General features: G+C 47.1%; 14 protein-coding genes. 8 read left to right on the top strand and 6 right to left on the bottom strand.

The genetic code is table 11. The features are described from left to right. Positions 1-122: 122 nt before the first annotated feature. From JUB15_RS10530 to JUB15_RS10550, 5 genes are all read right to left on the bottom strand, one after another. Positions 123-2,279, bottom strand: coding sequence for an NHL domain-containing protein (locus tag JUB15_RS10530; protein ID WP_207512424.1), 2,157 nt, complete (start codon positions 2,277-2,279; stop codon positions 123-125). A gap of 411 nt (positions 2,280-2,690) precedes the next feature. Continuing rightward, a complete protein-coding gene (locus JUB15_RS10535; protein ID WP_207512425.1) occupies positions 2,691-3,488 on the bottom strand; it encodes an SOS response-associated peptidase in 798 nt (265 codons plus the stop codon). A gap of 3 nt (positions 3,489-3,491) precedes the next feature. Further along, the gene (locus tag JUB15_RS10540; RefSeq protein ID WP_207512426.1) at positions 3,492-3,983 is read right to left on the bottom strand and encodes a hypothetical protein; all 492 of its coding nucleotides are present in this window, start codon (positions 3,981-3,983) and stop codon (positions 3,492-3,494) included. A gap of 3 nt (positions 3,984-3,986) precedes the next feature. Beyond that, positions 3,987-5,249 (bottom strand): Y-family DNA polymerase, encoded by a 1,263-nt coding sequence (locus JUB15_RS10545; RefSeq protein WP_207512427.1) that lies wholly within the window; start codon positions 5,247-5,249, stop codon positions 3,987-3,989. Further along, the gene (locus JUB15_RS10550) at positions 5,233-5,610 is read right to left on the bottom strand and encodes a LexA family protein (protein ID WP_207512428.1); all 378 of its coding nucleotides are present in this window, start codon (positions 5,608-5,610) and stop codon (positions 5,233-5,235) included. Before JUB15_RS10550 ends, JUB15_RS10545 begins: the two co-directional genes overlap by 17 nt. A gap of 404 nt (positions 5,611-6,014) precedes the next feature. On the opposite strand from JUB15_RS10550, the gene JUB15_RS10555 reads away from it, so the two are divergent. The 7 genes from JUB15_RS10555 (at position 6,015) to JUB15_RS10580 (ending at position 12,974) form a co-directional block, all read left to right on the top strand. Then, a complete protein-coding gene (locus tag JUB15_RS10555; protein ID WP_207512429.1) occupies positions 6,015-6,197 on the top strand; it encodes a hypothetical protein in 183 nt (60 codons plus the stop codon). A 575-nt stretch (positions 6,198-6,772) separates the two neighbouring features. Further along, the gene (locus tag JUB15_RS10560) at positions 6,773-8,191 is read left to right on the top strand and encodes a SusC/RagA family TonB-linked outer membrane protein (protein WP_242696297.1); all 1,419 of its coding nucleotides are present in this window, start codon (positions 6,773-6,775) and stop codon (positions 8,189-8,191) included. Further along, entirely contained in the window at positions 8,176-8,619 is a 444-nt protein-coding gene (locus JUB15_RS28425) for a hypothetical protein (protein ID WP_242696298.1), read from the top strand. Before JUB15_RS10560 ends, JUB15_RS28425 begins: the two co-directional genes overlap by 16 nt. Before the next feature lie 24 nt (positions 8,620-8,643). After that, positions 8,644-10,380 carry a RagB/SusD family nutrient uptake outer membrane protein gene (locus JUB15_RS10565; RefSeq protein ID WP_207512430.1) on the top strand — a complete coding sequence of 579 codons (1,737 nt, stop codon included), beginning with the start codon at positions 8,644-8,646 and terminating at the stop codon, positions 10,378-10,380. Between the two features lie 35 nt (positions 10,381-10,415). Beyond that, positions 10,416-11,555, top strand: a complete 1,140-nt coding sequence (locus JUB15_RS10570) for a glycoside hydrolase family 88/105 protein (RefSeq protein ID WP_207512431.1) — start codon at positions 10,416-10,418, stop codon at positions 11,553-11,555. A gap of 332 nt (positions 11,556-11,887) precedes the next feature. Further along, positions 11,888-12,424, top strand: a complete 537-nt coding sequence (locus tag JUB15_RS10575) for a DUF5063 domain-containing protein (protein ID WP_207512432.1) — start codon at positions 11,888-11,890, stop codon at positions 12,422-12,424. A gap of 76 nt (positions 12,425-12,500) precedes the next feature. Next, complete coding sequence (locus tag JUB15_RS10580; RefSeq protein ID WP_207512433.1) at positions 12,501-12,974, top strand: CYTH domain-containing protein; 474 nt, start codon at positions 12,501-12,503, stop codon at positions 12,972-12,974. A gap of 78 nt (positions 12,975-13,052) precedes the next feature. Here JUB15_RS10580 and JUB15_RS10585 read toward each other — a convergent pair whose 3' ends face one another. Then, the gene (locus tag JUB15_RS10585; RefSeq protein ID WP_207512434.1) at positions 13,053-13,676 is read right to left on the bottom strand and encodes a hypothetical protein; all 624 of its coding nucleotides are present in this window, start codon (positions 13,674-13,676) and stop codon (positions 13,053-13,055) included. A gap of 306 nt (positions 13,677-13,982) precedes the next feature. Between JUB15_RS10585 and JUB15_RS10590 the strand changes: the two genes are divergently transcribed. Then, positions 13,983-17,087, top strand: a complete 3,105-nt coding sequence (locus JUB15_RS10590) for a SusC/RagA family TonB-linked outer membrane protein (RefSeq protein ID WP_207512435.1) — start codon at positions 13,983-13,985, stop codon at positions 17,085-17,087. Positions 17,088-17,092 lie beyond the last annotated feature (5 nt).

A 17,092-nucleotide genomic window follows, 5' to 3' on the forward strand; every position in this document is an offset into this window, starting at 1 on the left:
GCGCTGACCGCAGAATGCAAACGCTTAGCCAAAGACACCTGGCGTTCAATAAGATAGTATATAAAATAAGAAAAAGGTGGATCAACCGGTCCACCTTTTTTTATACTATGAATCCCAGAATATTATCGAACTAAGTATACGCTTCCTTTTGAATTGATCTTAGCCAATCTGAGCTGACCGGTGATTGCATAAGTATACATACCGGGCTTTGCTTTGGCGCCACTGATCGTTCCATCCCATCCTTTGTTGATATCGGTTGTTGAGAAAACAACTTTGCCGGTGGCGTCCATTACCTTGAAAGAAGCCAGGCTGAATTCTGAATCGGTAGGAGGGATCTGGAAGACATCCGCTTTGCCATCACCATTGGGGGTGAACGTTCTTGGCATTACAATTCTGTTCACAACGGTTACAGTAACCTCGGCTGTACCTGCGCAACCACTGGCATTTCTTGCCGTTACTTTATAGGTGGTGGTCTTGGTTGGTTTAACGATCGGGCTGGCTGTATTGGCTGCTGTTACACCAACGGTAGGCGTCCAGGAATAGCTGCTGATCTGGCTTTCGCTGATAGCCGATAATTTGGCGCTGTAGCCTTCGAAGATCTTGATTTCTGAATTTGTTCTGATCTCAGGGGCAGATCCCATGTTCACTTCAATAACGTTTGAAGAGATCTGGCCGCCGGTACAACCAGCAGAGCTTGTCAGTACGGCGCTTACTTTATCTCCATTACCTAAAGAAGGATTGCTGTAGGTAGGCGTGGTTACACCTGCATCGTTACCGTTCACCAGCCATTTGAAGGTGGGTGCGGTACCGCCATTAGCTACTTTAACAGTGAAGGTAGCAGGAGAACCGGCACACATACCATTCGGAGCAGGTGCAATAGTAAGGGTAGGGCTTGCTCCACCGGTAACATTCAATGATGCTTTGTTCGAGAACAGGGTGCGGCAGGCATTATTGGCCACGCAACGATACTGGTAGTTATTCATCTTGTCGCCAACGTTGATCACCGTAAGCGTAGTGGTAGTGGCGCCCGAGTAGTTGGCTCCGTCGGTTACATCGCTCCATTCTCCATTGGAATACACCTGCCATTGATAGGCTTCGGCATGAGTGGCATTTACGCTGAAAACGACGTTACCGCCTTTACAAACGCTTTTGTTCGCAGGTTGCAGTTCAAAAGAAGGCATGGGTGCGTTACAGCTGGAAACTATTTCACGGATGGTATTGTTATAGCTGTCGGTGATGAATACGTTACCGGCTATGTCGGTAGCGATACCGATGGGGTACCAGATCTTTGCCAGGATGGCGGGACCGCCGTCACCAGCGTAATCAGGAGCACCTGTACCGGCGATGGTAGTGATGATACCTTTGGTGTTGATCTTTCTGATGGCGTGGTTCTGATAGTCAGAGGCATACACGTTACCAGCAGGGTCAACCGCCAAGCCTTGCGGAGAACCGATCTGGAACTGGGCTTTGGTTGCAGGGCCGTTATCGCCGCTGTAACCGGCCGTTCCGTTTCCGGCGAAGGTGCTGATGATACCGGCAGGGTTTACCTTGCGGATCACCGAGTTCGATGGATCGGCTATATAAATATTACCTGAGTTATCTACAGCTATGCCTGCAGGTTGGGTGAGCAGGGCTTTGGTGGCCGGGCCGCCATCGCCTGCATAACCTGCTCTTCCGGGTACGCCGGCAACGGTCGTAATGACACCTGATTTGCTAACTTTTCTGATCACTTTGTTAGAAGCGTCGGAGATGAACACGTTACCGTCTTTGTCTACCGCTACGGCAGTGGGGCGATACAGCTTGGCTTGTGAGGCAGGACCGCCGTCACCGCTGAAGCCTTCTGTACCGGTACCGGCGAAGATGGTCATGATGCCCGAGGTAGTAACTTTTTTAATTACCGAGCTATTGTAGTCAGCAATGTAAACGTTGCCTTCATTGTCGATGGTCATACCAGTTGGCTGGGCTAACTGGGCTGCGGTGGCAGGCCCTCCGGCACCGGCATTACCTGCTGTACCATTTCCGGCAACCGTGTTAACGATACCGTTGTTATTCACTTTACGGATAACGCGATTACGCATATCCGCAATGTACAGATTTCCTTCAGCGTCGGTGGCAACCGCCCGGGGTTGGTTAAAGCGGGCATTGTTGGCCGGGCCTCCGTCTCCCGCATATCCGGGAGAACCGATAACACCGGCTACAGTTGTAATTGTTTGTGAGTACGCTACAGAACTGCCTACGATCATTAGCAGGCTGCTAAATACGATCTGGTTGAGTTTCATGGGATTAACAGGATTAGTTTAATAACAGTTAAGTTATATACTATGAAAAAATATAAAAACTTTCTTAATCAGCAAATACCGGTCTCAAATTGATATCAACAGTGAAAAATTTTTCTGTTTTGATTCGTAGTTTTTCTATGCGTATTTCACCACGAATAACTGTTATAGGAAGCCTTAAGATGGGAGCGGAAAATACGGCGTGTGCAATCGAATTGTACTTTTCTCGTAAGCCGATGTGTTTCTCGCTGATCACCTGAAAGGCCCGGTGCAACTTGAATATATTATGATCTGGTACTCAATTTTCGGTTTCTGGCTTGTTCACAGTGCGCTTGCTTCAATCCCCGGTAGTGAGAACTAAAGAACGGGTAAATATTTATATTATTGTTCCAATAAGGGGTTCCAGTAGTTTTACTATGAAAACAGGTTTTTTTGCTCCGTACTTTCATCAACGCCCAGTGGTGGCAGGTTTGGCCAGGCATAGGGGGCGGTTTTTACGTTATTGTCGGGCCGTGGTTTAGTAGAACGGATGGTAAAGACGGGCCAGTAATCCAATTCCTCAGAAGGCATTTCAAAGTCAAGGATCTGCTGGATCTCTTCATCGGTGAGATCGGGCAGTAACCATTTAGTTTCAAGTTCCTTCGGCAGGAACAACGGCATGCGAAACACATTCGGTCCGCCATTGTGAATTTGCCGCATGACGGAATTGGCGGCGCGGGTGATAAGTGTGAAGGTGCCGTTTATTTCGCCGGTTTCCACATCCGGAATGGGGGAGTAATGATATAAACCGGGAATACAGAATAAAGGTCTGTCCTTCAAATGCACATAATACGGTACTTTGTTCTTCCAGCCTTTTATTTCGCGGTGCTCATAAATGCCGTTCACCGGAATGAGGCATCTTTTTGAACGGATCCTGCGCCAGAATGATTTTTTGTCGTTGATGATCTTTTCACTCTGCGCATTGCACATGTACTGCCGGCTTTGTTTTACTTTTTCCGGCGTATTCATGTAATCGGCAATGACGCCCCATTCAAAGGGTTTTAATTTGTATCGGGCATCTTCAAAAATAATGACGGGGTATTTTCTGTAAGCCTGTGCCTGCACGTGAATGGTAAGGTCGAAATCGATCGACAACTGTGGATCGATCACCAGATCGGGCAGGTAATCTGTAATTAATTCAATATTCGATGTAAAAGATATATCGTAACACATGCATCAAAAATTTTCAATGTCAGCAAGCGGTAATTTCACCTCATGGATCCCGCACTTTAAGGTAATGAAAAGTTCGCCAAACTGAACAAAAAGATCAGCCTTTACATTGTCGTTCCGGCGTAGCGCCCAGTTTAATTTTTCATTAATATATGTGCGTATCCTGGCGGCGATCACCGGCGTGGGTTTCCAGGGCTGTTGTATTATCGGACTGTAGATATGAAATCCTTCCGGCTGACTGGCTGCAATGAACAATTTTTCATAGTGTTCTGCTTCATTCAAATTATATAAAAAACGGTTGGGGTCGTTATCAAGCGTATCGTAGTGGGTCTTTGCCCGGCTGTAATCAGTATAATGGGTGAATAAGAAAGCAGCTTTGTTGAGCGGGTCGAGCTGATTTTTGCCGCGCATATAAGTTTGACGTATAAAAAAAGTATTGCCCGCCTGGATGAGCGATTCCAGCAACCGGGTGGTGAGTAAAACAAACGGATTGTGCATGGCTCAGATCTTTATTGTCAATACTTCATCGATGCGGGTGGTATAACAGGGCGATAATTTCAACTGCCGCAATTTCCACCGCGTACCAAATCCCTGCAAGGCAAACCGTACGGCATTTTTTCCAAACGTTCTGTTCACCATATCCAACACCTGCATCAGCTGCGAATTCCGTGCCCTGTTCTCCTCGTCGAATGCATTGCTTTGGACTTCAGTGGCCGGGCTCAGTTCCATGGCTGTGCAGCCGGTTTTATTGTAATTGTAACCCGGCCGGTAAATGGTTTCCAACCCCTGCCGCGCATGGCTTATCAGCTCGTTGGTGCTGTTGGTAGGCACAGGCAGGCGAATGGTGAGTGAGCGGAAATACTGTGGTTCCTGGCTGCGATGAGCGTTGGTTTGCACAAAGATCTGAATGGTACTGGTGACCAGGTTCTCACTGCGCAGCTTAGCCGCAACCATAGCCGTGAAATTTGCCAGCGCTTCCATTACTTCGTGCTTTTCACTTAATACCTTGCCGAATCCGCGCGCCACGCAGATCATTTTCTTTTTGGGGGGCATGTCTTCAAAGGTTATGCAGGAAATGCCTTTAAGTTCATTATACATTCGTTGACCCACTACCGAAAGGTTCTTGCGGATCCATTCCTCCGGCGCCCGGGATACATCCCAGGCAGTGATAAATCCATTCTTATTGAGCAATTTCGTGTATTGCGGGCCGATACCCCAGATGTCTTTTACCTGCGTATTCTGCAAGGCAAATTGAATTTTTTCCATTGTATCGATGGCATATACACCAAGTTGTTTGTTCCTTTTTTTCACGAGCCGGTTGGCTATTTTCGCCAGTGTTTTAGAGGGCGCAATGCCAATGGATACCGGGATGCCTGTATGCTGCATCACCGTGTTGCGGATGGTATGAGCATATTCTGTTAAATTATAATGCCTGAAGGCGGTTAGATCGAGGAAGGCTTCATCGATGGAATACACTTCCACCTGGTCGCAGAACTGTGATAAGGTTGTCATGACCCGGTCGCTCAGATCGCCGTACAAGGTATAGTTGGAAGAAAAAACAGATACGTTGTGTTGTTGCAGCACCTGCTCGATGAGAAAGGAGGGGGCGCCCATTTCGATCCCCAGCTCCTTGGCCTCGTCGGACCGGGCAATTACACAACCATCGTTGTTGCTTAAAACCACGATGGGCTTTTGTTGCAGCCGGGGCTGAAATAGCCGTTCGCACGATGCATAAAAATTATTACAGTCAACCAGCGCAATCATTTGTATCATATTTATACTTCACCACCACTGCGGTTACAACGCCCCACACCTGCATATTCATTTCTTCTGTGACTACCAATGGTTTGTAAAGAGGGTTTTCGGCATGGAGCACCAGCGACCGGCGGGTTTGCACCAGGCGCCGAACGGTAAATTCGCCGCTTACCACGGCCAGCACGATCATGCCACTGGCGGGTTTTATGGAGCGGTCAACCACCAACAGCGAGCCGTGTGGCATACAGGCATTGATCATACTATCGCCCGACACCCGGAAATAGAAGGTTGCGGTAGGGTGCTGCACCAGGTATTTCGACAAGTCAATAACATCCTCCTGGTAATCTTTTGCCGGAGACGGAAAGCCCATAAATATTTGTTTGGTTGCAGTACAAAAATACTAAGATTATTAGTAAATTTGTACTAATGAATTTAGTGGAAAACTTTATGATTTTCGTTTTCCGCTTTCGTTCTCCGGAAACGCATACATGGGGATGATGCGCCTAAAATACAGATGCTGAGCGGGTTTGGTAACAAAGATCATCCGGATGGCCACTGTATCGATCGTAACGAAATTAGTTATAAACGCAGCAGAAAAAAGTTCAGCTTATAACAAAAAAAGTACAAAGCATCCTTTATGCAATTTGAATTCGAATTTGTTTTTTTCTTTGATACATGGAAAAAGATCCACGATATAAAGCTGTAAAAATTTTGATTGAGGGGAAACATATATCCGAATTCAAGGAAATCTTTACCCATGTTCCTAAAACTATTATGGCTCATGACCTGGGTACCAACAATAACCGAATGACGCGTTTGATCTCAAACGTTGAACAGTTTACGTTAGCTGAATTATACAAGATCAGTGATCTGTTGGATGTAGATTATAAGACGATCTTTTCATTGGCGCACACGCAGCATTTCGGTAACGACAAAAGAGGTAAAAAAAAACCTTAACCGGCACTTAATGTAATAGGTAACCGGTAATCCTGTTTCTTCTACCCTTATCCTACTTTACCCGTCGAATCTGCCACCTGGCATCGTAAGCAGGTAAAGCGCAAAACTCCTCCCCATGTCCATAAATGATTAGTAGCCCGGAGGGGTATCAGGGGCCATCGCAAGATGGCCCTTCATATTTATAGTAAATGTGTTCAACTCTTTTTTTATGAAAGTGTACCACTCTTTCCATGCTGCTTCAGCGATGTGTGGCTCACCTGTCACGGTAATTTCGACCGGGGCAAAATGTTTTTCCTATACAGTTAGTTTATAAAGGAGGTGATCTTTGTGTCGCCTCCGCTTCTAAAACGCAATGCCAAAATAGCTGAATAAATAGCGATTTGATTATAGAAAGGCTGTCGTAATAATTCTTTGCTTGCATTATGAAGTCCAGCCATGTTTTCGTTTATGCCGACCGTTAACGTAGACGATTGCCTCATTTAACCAATTGTAAAACTTGCTGTATGTTAACAACTTCAACACTGCTACAAAGGAGAAGGTATGGGCATGCATTTTTAAACCATGCATTGCCATTCTTGTGTATACTATTATATTCCTTACTGCCTGCTCTTCTACACGCCCAGGAACCCGCCGGCAGGAACGTTACTATAAAAGGAACCATAAGAACGGAGGCCGGTGAACCACTATCCGGCGTTTCCGTAGTTGTTAAAGGAACTTCCAATGGAACAACTACCAGAGAAGATGGCGCTTTTCACCTCAGCGTCCCCGAAAACAGTACACTGTCCATTTCCATGGTGGGTTTTGTAAACAAAGAAATAAAAGTTGGCAGGAGCGATCAGCTGCACCTTGCCATTTCACTGAATTCAGATAAGCTGGAAATGGATAAGGTGATCGTGGTTGGATATGGTACCCGCCGTAAGTCAGATGTAACCGGTTCCATTGTGTCCATCAGCGAACAATCCATCAAAGACATTCCTTCCAGCAACCTGGCAGCGGCCATTCAGGGCCAGGGCGCTGGTATCGATATTCAGCGAAGCGGCGCCAACAGTAAACCAGGCGCTACGCCCAATATTCTCATCAGGGGCTCAAGATCGCTAGGCGCCAGCAATGACCCGCTGATCGTTGTAGATGGTATTCCGTTCAACGGCAGTATTAACGACCTTAACCAGGACGATGTAGCTTCTGTAGAAATTTTAAAGGACGGTTCGTCTACGGCTATCTATGGTTCAAGAGGGGCTAACGGCGTCATCCTGATCACGACAAAACGCGGCAAAACTTCGAAACCAATATTTACTTACAGCGGTTATGTAGGCTCCAGCCGGGTAACCAGGAAATTTCCGGTGATGAATGCCGAGGAATTTACCAACCTGAAAAAATGGGCTAACATTATTGCCAACCCGGGAAAATATACCGGTCTCGATGACCAGCAGTTCTTAACCAATGGCGTATTTGATCCTGCAGAAGTAGAAGGTATAAAGACCGGCCGTAATACCGACTGGCAGGAGCTGATGTTTAAAACCGGTATTATTACCGATCACCAGTTAGGGGTAACCGGCGGAACTGATCAAACACAATATGCCATTTCCGGTGGTTACTTTACTCAAACAGGAATTTATCAGGGGCAGAGCTTTGAGCGATACACCGTTAAGTTAAGTTTGGATCAGCAATTGGGCAGGATGTTCAAAGTGGGGTTGAATTCATTGAATACGTATACGCTGCGGAAAGGCGAGAGCGCCAACCCGATGGGGCAGGCACTGCGTGCCAGTCCGCTGGCGTCACCATACGATAGTGCCGGTAATATCCTGAACGCCTATGTTCCGGGAAGCGCCAACCAGGTATGGAATCCGCTGGCCGATCTTATTCCCGGCGCTGCAGTAGAAAACAGGAAGCGGCTGGGCACGTTTACCACTTTGTACCTGGAAGCAAATCTGTTCAAAGGATTGAAATACCGGTTGAATGCAGGCGCAGAGATGGTTTTATGGGCTTCGATCTAACGGTGGTTGCATTTGCCAGATGGGGCGCTACCATGAACAGCAGCCTGCATGGCGGCGGCTTTGTGAATACCTATCAGGGCACTTACAATAATCTGAAAACAAATTACTGGACACCCGAAAATCGCGAGCAATGGAATCCCAAGGCGAATTCCGCTGCTACCAATCCACTAAACCGTTCCGTGATGAGTTACTTCGACGGATCGTTCGTTAAGATCAGAAGCATCAGCCTTGGCTATAACCTCGATGTTTCGCAGGTAAAACGCATGGGCCCCAGGAATTGCCGCGTATATGCCACTGCTGCAGATCCGTTCATCCTGTTTTCGCCTTTCAGGCGGGCAGGAGGTATTGATCCCGAAGGTACGGGCGCAGTAGGCGCCGATACACCGCCTACGTGGTCATTGATCTTTGGTCTTAACCTGTCGTTTTAATTTTTACAACCCAAAAAGTGATTTATGAAAAAGATCTTACTATTCTGCAGCGGGTTGCTGATCGCTTTAACCGGCTGTAACAAGAAACTGAAAGAAGAACCAAACTCTATATTGGTACCAGCATTTTTTAAGACCAGTCAGGGCCTGCAGGCCGGGCTGGATGCAGCTTATGCGGGTACGCGTAATTTCTGGGGCGCGCAGGAATTGTTTACTGCCACTGTAATAGGAACAGATGAATTTATGCGGGGTGTAGATGGAAACAGCGATATCAACCTGTACAGTTATACGTCTACCCATGGCACGGTGCTCACGCTTTGGCGGGCGGCTTATCTTTTCATCAATACCTGTAATGGCATTATCGACAATGCTGAGGAGGTGGAGCTGCCGGCTGCAACGAAGAACAGTCTCGTGGCGCAGGCAAAATTCCTGCGGGCCAATTACTATTTTATCCTGGTGCAGTTCTGGGGCGATGTTGCCCTGAGTAAAAACTTTCAATCAGGATCCACTACATCCGCTAAACGCGATCCCATGGCAGATGTATATGATTTCATCATCCATGACCTGAAAGATGCGATCGCTGTGTTGCCGGCGGGTCCCAAAAGCAATGGGGTATTGCCGGGGAAAGCAACTGCTGTTGCAGCCAAACATGTGCTGGCTAAGGTATACCTCACCCGCGCCGGCTCCACTGCAAAAAAGGCCACCGATTACCAGGACGCTTACAATACAGCAGTTGATATTATCAACACAAGAGCCTCGTTGGGTTTGAACCTGTTACCTGATTTTGGAAAGATCTTCGCAGAAGGCAATGAGGAAAATGAAGAAGTGCTCTGGACTGTGCAACATACAGCTAATCTGGCGTACAACGGTCCGAACAACAGCGGCATCAGCTCCAGTGGTGGCGTTAGCACTTATAGTGCCGACAATGTATTGAATCATATGTGGGTGGGGCAATATGAAAAAAGACCGGGTATGATCCGTAGCACAGCTTATGGCCGCCCATATATTCGTTGTATTCCTACCCGGTGGTTAACTGATACCGCTTTTAAAGAAAGAGTGAACGACACGCGCTACAGCAAAACATTCCAAACTGTTTGGTATGCGAATAATCCAGATCCGAAGGGATACCCGGTTTGGCCCGATCCACTGCCTGCGGGTGCGCCTGCCGGCGCCGTTGCCGGACAACCGAAATTCAGGTTAGGGGATACGGCCATCTATATGCCGGGCGTGGATGCAAGCGCTTCACAAATAGCTGCGAGTCCTTACCTGCTGGTGCCGCCCCGGAAATACGACAACACCCTGTCGGCCACCATGATCAAGTTTTTCGATTCTAAACGTGCCGACCTGAATTCACCTTCCATAAGACCGGTGATCGTATACCGCCTGGCGGAAACTTATCTCATAGCGGCAGAAGCGGCTTTTATGATGGGCAATATACCTGATGCCGTAAAATATATCAATACCGTTCGCCAAAGAGCTGCTTACCCAACCGGTAATGCAACGGCTATGGACATAACTGCTGCCGATCTTTCGCAGGACTTCATACTTGACGAACGTACCCGCGAACTGTGCGGTGAGAATATGCGGTGGTGGGACCTGGTGCGTACCGGCAAATTATTGCCACGGGTAAAAATGCACAACAGGGAAGCCGCTGCCAACATTGAAAACAAGCATGTATTGCGGCCCATACCGCAGGCGCAGATCGATGCTACCACCACCGGCGAACCGTATAACAATAGTTTGTATTTTCCATTATGGAATTAGAAACTGAGTCAATAAATAATAACAACAAAGAGAACATGAAAAAAACGATTCGATGCCTGTTATTCGTGGCGGTGGTTTTGCAAATGCAACCCGATACCTGTGAGGCGCAATCAAAAAAAACAATAACCGAAAAATGGCCGGCAGGAACATCGCCACAGGAAGTGGGTAAGCGGGTGGCAGCGCATTTTGTGCAAACGCCGCATACCAATTTCAATCGTCCAACGCCACCCAAGGTGATCACTTACCCCGAAACCTGTACCTGGTATGGGGCGCTCACTTTTGCCAAACAAACCAATGATGCAGCATTGATGAAAAAGCTGGCTGAACGTTTTGAGCCTTTGTTCGGCGCACGGGATACGCTGATCCCCAAACCAGACCATGTTGATTATACCGTGTTTGGCGCAGTACCGCTCGAGCTGTACATGCAAACAAAAGATAAACGATACCTGGAACTGGGGCAACGTTTTGCCGACAAACAATGGGGCCCGCCCGAAGGACCACGCGTTAAACCGGAGTCGCAACTGTTTTACAACCAGGGACTAACCTGGCAAACGCGGATGTGGATCGACGATATGTTCATGATCACCGCCGTACAGGCACAGGCCTACCGGGCTACCGGCGATAAAAAATATATTGAAAGGGCTGCCAGGGAAATGGTGGTGTATCTCGACTCGCTGCAAAAGCCGAATGGACTGTTCTATCACGCGCCTGATGTGCCTTTCTTCTGGGGCAGGGGCGATGGCTGGATGGCAGTTGGTATGGCGGAACTGCTACGCTCATTGCCGGAAGACAATCCGAACCGCGAACGTATTATGCGGGGGTACAAGACCATGATGGCTTCTTTGCTGAAATACCAGGCAGAGACCGGTATGTGGCGGCAGCTGATCGATGATCCTGAGGCATGGCCGGAAACATCCTGCACCGGCATGTTCACCTTTGCCATGATCACAGGTGTAAAAAATGGATGGCTCGATGCGGCTACTTATGGCCCGGCTGCCCGCAAAGGCTGGCTCGCATTGGTATCGTATATCGATGAAAATGCCGATATGCGGGAAGTATGCGAAGGCACAAATAAAAAGAATGACCGGCAATACTACCTCGATCGTAAACGCAATATCGGCGACCTGCATGGCCAGGCCCCGGTGTTATGGTGCGCTACGGCGTGGTTGCGCTAATATGTACTTTGACCTGTAAGTTGGTCGTGAACAGGTTGGGGAACGGTAAACCGCGAATGGCGATCAAAGCTGGGAAAAAGCAAAAAAATTGGGTAGTTAAAGAAGGCGCTACACAGTTGATCCGGTTATAAGCGGCACAGTAATTTCACTATTTTGCAGAGTATAATAACGGAATATTCAAACCGAAATATACGAATTTACATTTGGCAATATAATTAGCACGCTGAAAGACAATAGAGGCCAGTTTTCTATTGTTATGTATACAATAAACGGGCATCATTTTTGGACTACTCAATGGCAACCATTATTCAATAACAGCTATTGAGAATACTTTGCCACTCTCTGACAAGATACTAGTATCAAAGATTATTGCGACAAACGAGTTCACGAACTTTATTGATGCCGCAAAAAAATATTGTTCCTTCATTGAATCGCATGAGGCGGAAACGCCCCGGCAGTTTGTCCTGCTTTCCCAAAACCATTTGCTCAGCCTGTATAACCTGGGTAATTGCATGATGTTGATGGAAGAGAAAAGCGATCAAAAATTCGAGGTGAAGCTGGACGAACTTGAATTTCAAAAGACACTCCATTTTATAGCCGACCGGTTATGGGATTATCGCTATTACTGGTATGTGTTTGATCCCACGACAAAGAAAAAAGATACAGGTATTGTTTATGGCGACCTGTACGAAGACCTGGGTGCCATTTATAAATACCTGAAGCAATCCCTGCTCTTGTATGCGCTGAAATCTTCAGACGCGAAACAGAATGCCGTTTGGGATTTTAAGTGGAACTTCGATACACATTGGAGCGGCCACTGCGCCAACGCCATTTGCGCCATGCATTATTTTCTTCAAAAAGGTAGATAACGTACAAACCTGGCTGCCAAACAGGTTGCTGCCATAACTGGAGCTGCAAAGGCATTAAAGAACTAGCTTTGTCATTATGGGTATAGAAATAGAAAGAAAATTCCTGGTGAATAAAGAAAAATGGAACCAGGTGGTAAAAGCGCAAAGATCGCTTTTCAGGCAGGGTTATATGGTTTCAGATCCAGAGAAGACGATCCGTGTGCGCCTTACTGATGCGGCCGGTTACTTAACCATAAAAGGACGAACGGTGGGCGCTTCAAAACCGGAATACGAATACGCGATTCCGCGGGAAGATGCAGAACAGTTGCTTGACATGTTTTGCAGCTCGGAGATCAGCAAAATAAGGAACTTCATTACCCATGACGGCAAGCTGTGGGAAGTTGATGAGTTCCTGGGCGAGAATGAGGGGCTTATTGTTGCTGAAATAGAACTGGATGATGAGCGCGAAACTTTTTCTCTTCCCGATTGGATCGACAGGGAAGTGACCCACGAAAAAAAGTATTCCAATTCGAACCTGTCAGTAAACCCGTATAAGAACTGGCGTTCATAACAAACAGTACAAACAAAACGGTAAACCATCCGCAGGCGCGTTTGATTTACCGTTTTTTATTTTGATGTTGATACCTGGTTATTTCTCGTCGTCGTCTCTTCTGCCTTCGTTCAGGGCATCATTGTCACCACTGCCGAAACTGTAATAATCATTTTCTTCATCGTCAATCGGCTTTTTCAGGTCCTGATCATTCTCATCAGGCATGTCGAGGTCCTCGCCGGTGCTGTCTTCAGAAACGGCTGCTTCATTTAATGGATCACCATCGAGGTCTGTATCGTCGAGTCCTTCCTTCCTGAACAATTCATCTTCATTCATATCCATATCCTGGTCTTTTTCACCCAGCATGGCCAGGTCCTCAGGTGTTACATCGGCATCGGTTCCCATAACGATCTCAACCTCGTCGTCCCCCTCCTCAAAAATATCCTTACCATCGCGAATACCTTCCTCATCGTCTGATGCGGCTGTGGTATCGCCCATGGCGGCCGGAACACCTGCATTTGTAATATGTTCCTGGCCCGGAATATCCGATACATCAGGAATTTCTATATATGACCCGTCCTGCCCCAGCTGTGCTTTTTTTCTTTTACTGGCTGTTGAGTCCTTCGCACTGGCCTGTTCCTGATTCAGCTCATTATTGAATTCATTGGTATCGTTAAGCTCTTGATCCGAGCGTTTGGTTTTATCATTTTTTGTTCGTGGCATAACACATTTTTTTAACAACATGCCTGAAAAAACTATGCCTTGCTGCTTTCCGCATAACTGTCAGAAAAACATTGATTAAGGCTTTGTATGCAAGTGAACATGACAGTGTTACACCTAATAAAAAAATGAGCATCGAAGGCCTTGTCTTAATGCTAATATAGCTTACCACTATGTCAATTTAGCAAAATTGATTATGCCAAATAGTAGCGTACTTGCAAGCGTATTACTGCGAAAACTATATTGTTAAACTCTAGCGATCTGTCATCGGCCTGCTGGCTGTATGACCCGTAAAAAACTGACTGCTGTATGGAAAAGAATTCAAATTCTTCACGGCATTTATTTGCCCCACTACGACAGGTACTTGTTCTCCTCCTTCTTCTTACTGGTTGTTTACACACGGTGGTAGGCCAAAACACTACAATCCACGGAACGGTAAATGATGCCAATGGAAAAGGATTGGGCGCGGTTACTGTCAGCTTAAAAGGGAGCAACACAGGTACCAGTACGAACAACCAGGGTAAATTTTCCCTGATGGTGCCTGGCGCCAATGCTGTTCTTGTTTTTTCTTCGGTTGGATTTACCACAAAGGAAGTACCGGTAGGTGCGCAATCGGAGATCACCGTTGTATTATCCCCCGCTAACCTTTCAATGGATGAAGTGGTTGTGGTAGGTTACGGCACGCAGCGTAAGAAAGATGTTACCGGCGCCATTTCTTCTGTTACATCCAAACAGATCCAGGAGCGGCAGGCGATAGATGTGCTGGATGCCATGCAGGGGCAGGCGCCTGGTCTGCAGATCGCCCAGGAATCGGGCCGTCCGGGGGCAGGTAACTCGGTGCGCATCCGTGGTATTGGAACCTTTCAGGGCGGCGCCGATCCGCTGTACATTGTAGACGGTGCGCAAGGCGTGAATATCGACGGCATCAATCCCAACGACATTGAATCAATTGAAATATTAAAAGATGCGGCTTCAGCAGCCATCTATGGATCACGTTCGGCCAACGGGGTGGTGATCATCACTACCAAAAAGGGCAGGGAAGGAAAACCTACGCTCGATGTGCGTTATCTGACCAGTATGAGCCAGCTGGCGCACAAGATACCACAGGCCAATGCAGCCGAACGCCGGCTGCTCGAGTTGAAGCGAAATGGCTCAGGCGGTTTAAGCCCTGATTCGCTGAATCCCTCCTTCAATGCCGATAACGATTACCAGGACATGCTTACCCGAACGGCTACGCGGCAGCAGGTAGATGTAAGCCTGGGCGGCGCTTCGCACAATTTGAATTATTACGGAAGCCTTGGTTACCTGCAGGATGAGGGTATCATACTCAACAGCTGGGCCAAGATCATGCGCGGGCGATTCAATATAGATTACAGAGCAACGGACAAGCTTACCTACGGTAACCGCATCCAGTTCTCCTATCAAACCGAAAACCGCATCAATGAAGGCAATACCCTGAACCAGGCCATTCAGCGCCCACCGCATTTTCGGGTATATTTTCCCAATGGAACCCTGGCAGGCCAGATCGGCGGCCGTAGAAATCCCGTGGCGGAAGCCTTGCTGAGGAAGAATGAATACCAGATCATGGACGGTAACTTCTATAATTATATCAGTTATCAATTCCTGCCCTCCCTGAAAATGACGGTGGATGCCAACGTAAAGTCCAATTACACACATCACGAGCAGTTTGCGCCAAAATTACTAAGCAATACAGGCAACGACAATGATGGCAGCGATGAACAGGACCTCACCACTTACTGGATGCTGCAGGCTTATTTGAACTACAATAAAACTCTGGGCGATCATACCTTAACAGGCGTGTTAGGCGTAAGTGCCGACCGAAATTTCTTCCGGGGTTCAGAGATATCAGGAACCAATTTTGTAACGGAAGAGGTCACCACACTGAATTCACCGCAGGTATACAATATTCCCAATACCAGGGAAAGAAGATACACTTCTACTTCGGCTTTTGGCCGCCTCGGTTATAGCTACAAAGGAAAATATCTCATTAACAGTAATTTCAGGGCAGATGCTTCTTCTAAGTTCGGTAAACAGAACCGCTGGGGTTATTTTCCCTCTGTATCGGCAGGATGGCGCTTCAGCGAAGAATCATTTATGCAATGGGCTTACAAATACCTGGACGATGGTAAGATCCGCGCGAGTTATGGCGTTACCGGTAATGACCGCATAGGAGAATATGATGCCATCAGGACCTATACATTTGGTGAAAGTGAAGATAACGAGAATGGTAACTGGTACAATGGCGTTTCAGGCGTTGCCCCCTCAGGAACCTTTGGTAATCCTGCTCTAAGCTGGGAAGAAACAAAACAATTCAACGTGGGCCTTGACCTGTCGTTTTTGCGCGGCCGCCTTACGATCACCGCTGATTATTATAATAAGATAACAGATAAACTCCTGTACCAGGCGCCTTTACCCTATGAAACAGGTTTCAATGAAGTGAATGTAAATATCGGTTCTATTCAAAACAAAGGTTTTGAGTTTGTGATCAACAGTTATCCGGTACGTAATAATACTTTCTCCTGGAACCTAATCTATAATATGTCGTTCAACAACGCTACCATTAAAAGCCTGTATGGAGGTATTCCCATTGCATCCGGCAACTGGATCACCCAGGAAGGACAGCGTTTAGGCGATTTCTATGGCTGGAAGGCCCTTGGCGTTTACCAGTATGACGAATCCAACGCATATACGGATGAGTGGGAACAATTGACCCCTGTATTTATAAGCGGTGTATTCAATGGTTATACGCTCGATGGCAAAGCCTACAATGGTCCGGTGAACAGAATGAAGACACAGGGTAATATCTTGAAAGGCGGCGACATGATCTGGGAGAATAACAACCGCGACAGTGTGATAGACGACTCAGACCGTATTCCATTGGGTAATGCGCAGCCCAAATGGGTAGCAGGCCTCGCCAACCAGTTTAGCTATAAAAATGTCAGTCTTTCCTTCAACGTGTATGTGAGCTGGGGCGGGTTATTGTACAACCGCGGCCGCCAGCAGTTGAATACGAATGCCACCACGAACGTAACGCCCGATCCGGAATACATTCGCGGTTCATGGTGGAATCCCGGCGATATTACCAAATGGCCGGTGGCAAAAAATAATGGTATGGGTAATGCGCGTGAATTAAGCAGCCTGTACCTGGAAGATGCTTCGTTCATTCGCTTACGTAATGTGCGTTTGACGTATGGACTGCCGAAAAACGTCACTTCCAAAATAAAGATGAAAGGCGCCAGCGTGTATGTGTACGGCAATAATTTGCTTACCTGGACGAATTACTTCTGGTATGATCCTGAGATCGCTTTTAACAATGCGTTGCAAATGGGTCAGGACAATGGCCGCTATCCGCGAAAAAGAGAATTTGGCGCTGGTATTAACCTGAACTTTTAAAAAAA

The organism is Longitalea luteola, from assembly GCF_017356035.1.
Lineage (GTDB): Bacteria > Bacteroidota > Bacteroidia > Chitinophagales > Chitinophagaceae > Niastella > Niastella luteola.

What these genes read in the sequence shown, in the direction of transcription:
- JUB15_RS10530 (WP_207512424.1), bottom strand. Translation starts at nt 2,279, where the DNA reads ATGAAACTCAACCAGATCGTATTTAGCAGCCTGCTAATGATCGTAGGC.
- JUB15_RS10535 (WP_207512425.1), bottom strand. Translation starts at nt 3,488, where the DNA reads ATGTGTTACGATATATCTTTTACATCGAATATTGAATTAATTACAGAT.
- JUB15_RS10540 (WP_207512426.1), bottom strand. Translation starts at nt 3,983, where the DNA reads ATGCACAATCCGTTTGTTTTACTCACCACCCGGTTGCTGGAATCGCTC.
- JUB15_RS10545 (WP_207512427.1), bottom strand. Translation starts at nt 5,249, where the DNA reads ATGATTGCGCTGGTTGACTGTAATAATTTTTATGCATCGTGCGAACGG.
- JUB15_RS10550 (WP_207512428.1), bottom strand. Translation starts at nt 5,610, where the DNA reads ATGGGCTTTCCGTCTCCGGCAAAAGATTACCAGGAGGATGTTATTGAC.
- JUB15_RS10555 (WP_207512429.1), top strand. Translation starts at nt 6,015, where the DNA reads ATGGCTCATGACCTGGGTACCAACAATAACCGAATGACGCGTTTGATC.
- JUB15_RS28425 (WP_242696298.1), top strand. Translation starts at nt 8,176, where the DNA reads ATGGGCTTCGATCTAACGGTGGTTGCATTTGCCAGATGGGGCGCTACC.
- JUB15_RS10565 (WP_207512430.1), top strand. Translation starts at nt 8,644, where the DNA reads ATGAAAAAGATCTTACTATTCTGCAGCGGGTTGCTGATCGCTTTAACC.
- JUB15_RS10570 (WP_207512431.1), top strand. Translation starts at nt 10,416, where the DNA reads ATGAAAAAAACGATTCGATGCCTGTTATTCGTGGCGGTGGTTTTGCAA.
- JUB15_RS10580 (WP_207512433.1), top strand. Translation starts at nt 12,501, where the DNA reads ATGGGTATAGAAATAGAAAGAAAATTCCTGGTGAATAAAGAAAAATGG.
- JUB15_RS10585 (WP_207512434.1), bottom strand. Translation starts at nt 13,676, where the DNA reads ATGCCACGAACAAAAAATGATAAAACCAAACGCTCGGATCAAGAGCTT.
- JUB15_RS10590 (WP_207512435.1), top strand. Translation starts at nt 13,983, where the DNA reads ATGGAAAAGAATTCAAATTCTTCACGGCATTTATTTGCCCCACTACGA.